This window comes from Butyricicoccus sp. (assembly GCF_050872565.1).
Taxonomy (GTDB): Bacteria; Bacillota; Clostridia; order Oscillospirales; family Butyricicoccaceae; genus Butyricicoccus_A.
The window spans coordinates 1-3,833 of the sequence record NZ_JBNMHC010000213.1 but is presented as its reverse complement, the minus strand read 5'-3'; the positions used below and the strand labels follow the sequence as shown (position 1 = coordinate 3,833).

Genomic DNA, 3,833 nt, shown 5'->3' with positions numbered 1-3,833 from the left:
CTGCAAATGCGGTATATAATAATAGCACTGCATCTCATGCAGAAGCCGTTTGCATTGGGTATTATATATTACCTATTTATTATACCCCGTTTTTATCAAAAAGGGAAAGGTTTTTTGAATTATGACAGATTTTTTCCATCCGCTGATGAGCGAGCAGGCACTCAAGCAGTGCAGTTCTCTTGCGCTGGCGCATATGGGCGACAGTGTGTATGAACTGATGACCCGCGGATACCTCATTCACTCCGGTCTTGTGACCAACAAAAATCTGCATCGCAAGACCATTCATTTGGTCTGTGCCGGTGCACAGGCAGCCGGTGCGCAGGCAATTCTCCCACTGCTGACAGAGGAGGAACAGGAGGTCTTTCGTCACGGACGCAACGCCAAGCCGAAAAGCACACCGAAATCCTCTTCCGTCGCAGAATACGCCCTTGCGACAGCCGTAGAAGCGTTGTTTGGCTGGCTGTATCTGCAAGGCTCGTATGATCGGCTCAATGAATTATTTACCGTTCTGCTCCCTGCCGCACAGGAATGGGCAGACAACCAGAGACCGACCCGCCGTGGCTGATGCCAAGGCGGGTTTTCGTCTGCTGCGTTAAGAAAACGAGGTGTTGTTCTTGTTGCGGCTGTTCTTCTGGTTCTTTGTCTGATTCTGATTCTGAGACTGGGACTGGTTCTGATTCTCGTTCTGCTGATTATTCTTCTTGTTATGGCACATTTCTGTGTCACCTCTCTTTCTTTTGCCTTTAGTATGACCACGGATTGTGAAAATATACAGTTGCCAATTGCGTATTCCAATGATATAATTAGGTGTTGTACACAACGGAATTTTTAATAAAATCAGCATGATTTTACGATTATATGGAGGTATCATCCAATGTCTGGACATTCTAAGTGGAATAATATCGCAAAGCGCAAGGGCGCAAACGATGCAAAGAAAGCAGCAATCTTTACCAAGATTGGCCGTAAGATGGCTGTAGCAATCAAAGAAGGCGGCTCCAACAACCCGGACAACAATGCAAAGCTGCGCGACTGCATCGCAGAAGCAAAGGCAAACAACGTCCCGAACGACAACATCAAGCGTATGCTTGACAAGGGCAATCAGAGCAACGTTTCTTATGAATCCAATACATATGAGGGTTACGGCCCGTCCGGTATCGCTGTTATCTGCGAGACCCTGACTGACAACCGCAACCGTACCGTAGCAGACGTTCGTCATTACTTCGACAAGTACGGCGCAGGCCTGGGCAATGCCGGCTGTGTATCTTGGCAGTTTGAGCAGAAGGGCGTTCTGATTATCGAGCGCGGCGATCTGGATGAAGACGAAACCATGATGACAGTTCTCGATGCTGGTGCAGATGATTTCCAGGCAGATGAGGATTGCTTCCAGATTTACACCGCTCCGGAAGATTTCTCCGCTGTTCGTGATGCACTGACTGAAGCTGGCTTCGAGTTTGCACAGGCTGAGATTCAGATGGTTCCGCAGAACACCATTACCCTGGAGAGCCAGGAAGATATGGCACAGATGCGCAAGCTGCTGGACAACTTGGAAGACAATGACGACGTACAGCACGTATGGCACAACTGGGAAAACGAGGACGACTACGAAGATTAATTCGTTTTTCAAACAGAAAACACTCAACTCCCCTGAGAGCACGCGGCTCTTGGGGGAGTTTTTGCGTCTGGCTTACTTGTGCACACAGGACGAATTAGGGTAACCCTGATGCAGACTTGTTCACGCGCTGCTCCTTCCGTCACGGCTTGCGCCGCGCCACCTTCCTCAAGGAGGAAGGCTTTTTACCCTTACGCACAGGCTAGACTCGTCTCTCCCTTGTATTATAGAGTAGTAGTTTTTGAAGCTTATTTCCAAGAGCTATGCTACACTATAAGAGATACTGTGGATTGGTATGTCTCTCCTACCGCCAGACGGTTTCCCAAAGGCTCCAACCACAACTCTTTACCGAATTGTTAATCAGTTAGATACCGCCAGACGGTTTATGTAAAACAAGGCTACAAGAGTAAAGAGTCCTGTGGAAGCAGTATCAAATCAATACATTGGAGGCATAATCATGGTTTATGTAGGAATTGACGTTGCAAAGAATAAGCACGACTGCTTTATTCTTAGTTCAACCGGTGAAGTTCTGGCAGAGGTATTCACTATCCAGAACAACATAGATGGCTTCGAGACATTATTGCAAGTAATTCACCGTTGTACTCATCTAGAAGATAAAATAAAAGTAGGACTTGAGGCTACTGGACATTACAGCTACAATATTCTTGGATTTCTGCTCGATAAAGGTCTGGACACCTACGTCATCAATCCATTACATACTAATCTTTACCGAAAAAGTCTAAGCCTTCGCAAAACAAAGACCGATCGAGTTGATGCACGAACTATTGCAGCTATGCTCATGTCTAATGTAAACCTCAAATCCTACACAAGTACAGCATACCACAATGAGGAGCTAAAGTCACTCACTAGATACAGATTTGATAAAGTTCGTGAACGAGCAAAACTAAAGCAATCCATTTCTCGACTCGTCACAATCTTGTTTCCAGAACTGGAAAAATTGGTATCAACATTACATATGGCATCTGTTTACGCACTTCTTAGTGAATTTCCTAGTGCCAAACAGATTGCAACAGCACATAAAACACATTTAAAATCAGTCTTGTATAAAGCTTCTAAAGGACGTTATGGAAAGGATGTAGCAGAAAACATTCAGAATGCAGCTCGGCGTTCCATTGGTTCCATGATGCCTGCTAAATCTCTTGAATTGCAGCATACAATTCGTCTGATTCAAGAATTAGATTCTGAAATTAAAGATATTGAAACGGCCATTCAGACAATGATGGAAGAAATTGCATCTCCTATTACGAGTATTCCAGGCATAGGTGTACGGATGGGCGCAATGATTTTGGCAGAAATTGGTGACTTCTCTCGATTCGATTCACCAGACAAAATACTTGCTTATGCCGGAATGTCGCCATCTACATATCAATCCGGTCAGATGTCGCTCAGAGGTGCGTATTCTCACATGGAGAAACGCGGTTCTCGATACCTGCGCTATGCTATTTATAATGCTACTAAATATGTTTGTTTCTGGGATCCGACCTTCGCAGCATATCTTGCAAAGAAACGAGCTGAGGGAAAACATTACAATGTTGCGCTCTCTCATGCCGCTAAGAAACTAATACGACTAATTTTTGCAATGGAGAAATCCCAACAATCATACAAAATCGCAGTATAACGTGCAATCACTTCATAAGTTTATGTAGGCGTCCTGCTGGATGTCTACTTTGCTATACTTTTTTGATTGTTTATATTTTGGCTTTACTTATAGGTTTTGGACTTGACATTTAATAGTTAGTCTCTGGGAGAGATGTCGCGCAGCGACAGAGAGGGCTTGTATCAGCTACAAACTCTCTCAGATTTGCCCGATACGAACTTATAAGATTCAGCCCTCTCAGTCATTTGCAAAGCAAATGACAGCTCTCCCGGAGGGAGAGCCAAGTAGGCTCCATCTTTGAGGGAGCTGGGTTCGCCGCAGGCGAAGACTGAGGGAGCAGCCAGTTCGACCTGATGAATTAGGCATACCCTGATACAGACTTGTTTACGTGCTGCTCCTTCCGTCACGGCTGACGCCGCGCCACCTTCCTCAAGGAGGAAGGCTTTTGGCTGGTTCTCTTTATATCTCTAACCTCTTGTCTTTTCCCCGCCGGATATGCTATACTAAAACAGAACAGAAACAAGAATAGCTCCCTCATGAGGGAGCTATTTTCCCATTTGTTTGTACAAGAGGAGGTATCTTCATGTATCATCAGATTTCTCAGCT

4 protein-coding genes are annotated in these 3,833 nt (G+C 45.2%); 3 read left to right on the top strand and 1 reads right to left on the bottom strand.

Annotated elements, in window-relative coordinates; all coding sequences use genetic code 11:
• Positions 1 to 121 precede the first annotated feature (121 nt).
• On the top strand, positions 122 to 565 hold the full coding sequence (locus tag ACR0P9_RS08845) for a Mini-ribonuclease 3 (protein ID WP_432619305.1): 444 nt from the start codon (positions 122 to 124) through the stop codon (positions 563 to 565).
• A gap of 27 nt (positions 566 to 592) precedes the next feature.
• On the opposite strand, the gene ACR0P9_RS08840 is transcribed toward ACR0P9_RS08845, so the two are convergent.
• Positions 593 to 715, bottom strand: coding sequence for a hypothetical protein (locus tag ACR0P9_RS08840; protein ID WP_432619303.1), 123 nt, complete (start codon positions 713 to 715; stop codon positions 593 to 595).
• A gap of 159 nt (positions 716 to 874) precedes the next feature.
• Between ACR0P9_RS08840 and ACR0P9_RS08835 the strand changes: the two genes are divergently transcribed.
• Both ACR0P9_RS08835 and ACR0P9_RS08830 read left to right on the top strand, forming a co-directional pair.
• Positions 875 to 1,612 (top strand): YebC/PmpR family DNA-binding transcriptional regulator, encoded by a 738-nt coding sequence (locus tag ACR0P9_RS08835; protein WP_432619301.1) that lies wholly within the window; start codon positions 875 to 877, stop codon positions 1,610 to 1,612.
• Between the two features lie 454 nt (positions 1,613 to 2,066).
• Complete coding sequence (locus ACR0P9_RS08830) at positions 2,067 to 3,248, top strand: IS110 family transposase (protein ID WP_432619299.1); 1,182 nt, start codon at positions 2,067 to 2,069, stop codon at positions 3,246 to 3,248.
• Positions 3,249 to 3,833 lie beyond the last annotated feature (585 nt).

What these genes read in the sequence shown, in the direction of transcription:
- ACR0P9_RS08835 (WP_432619301.1), top strand. Translation starts at nt 875, where the DNA reads ATGTCTGGACATTCTAAGTGGAATAATATCGCAAAGCGCAAGGGCGCA.
- ACR0P9_RS08845 (WP_432619305.1), top strand. Translation starts at nt 122, where the DNA reads ATGACAGATTTTTTCCATCCGCTGATGAGCGAGCAGGCACTCAAGCAG.
- ACR0P9_RS08840 (WP_432619303.1), bottom strand. Translation starts at nt 715, where the DNA reads ATGTGCCATAACAAGAAGAATAATCAGCAGAACGAGAATCAGAACCAG.
- ACR0P9_RS08830 (WP_432619299.1), top strand. Translation starts at nt 2,067, where the DNA reads ATGGTTTATGTAGGAATTGACGTTGCAAAGAATAAGCACGACTGCTTT.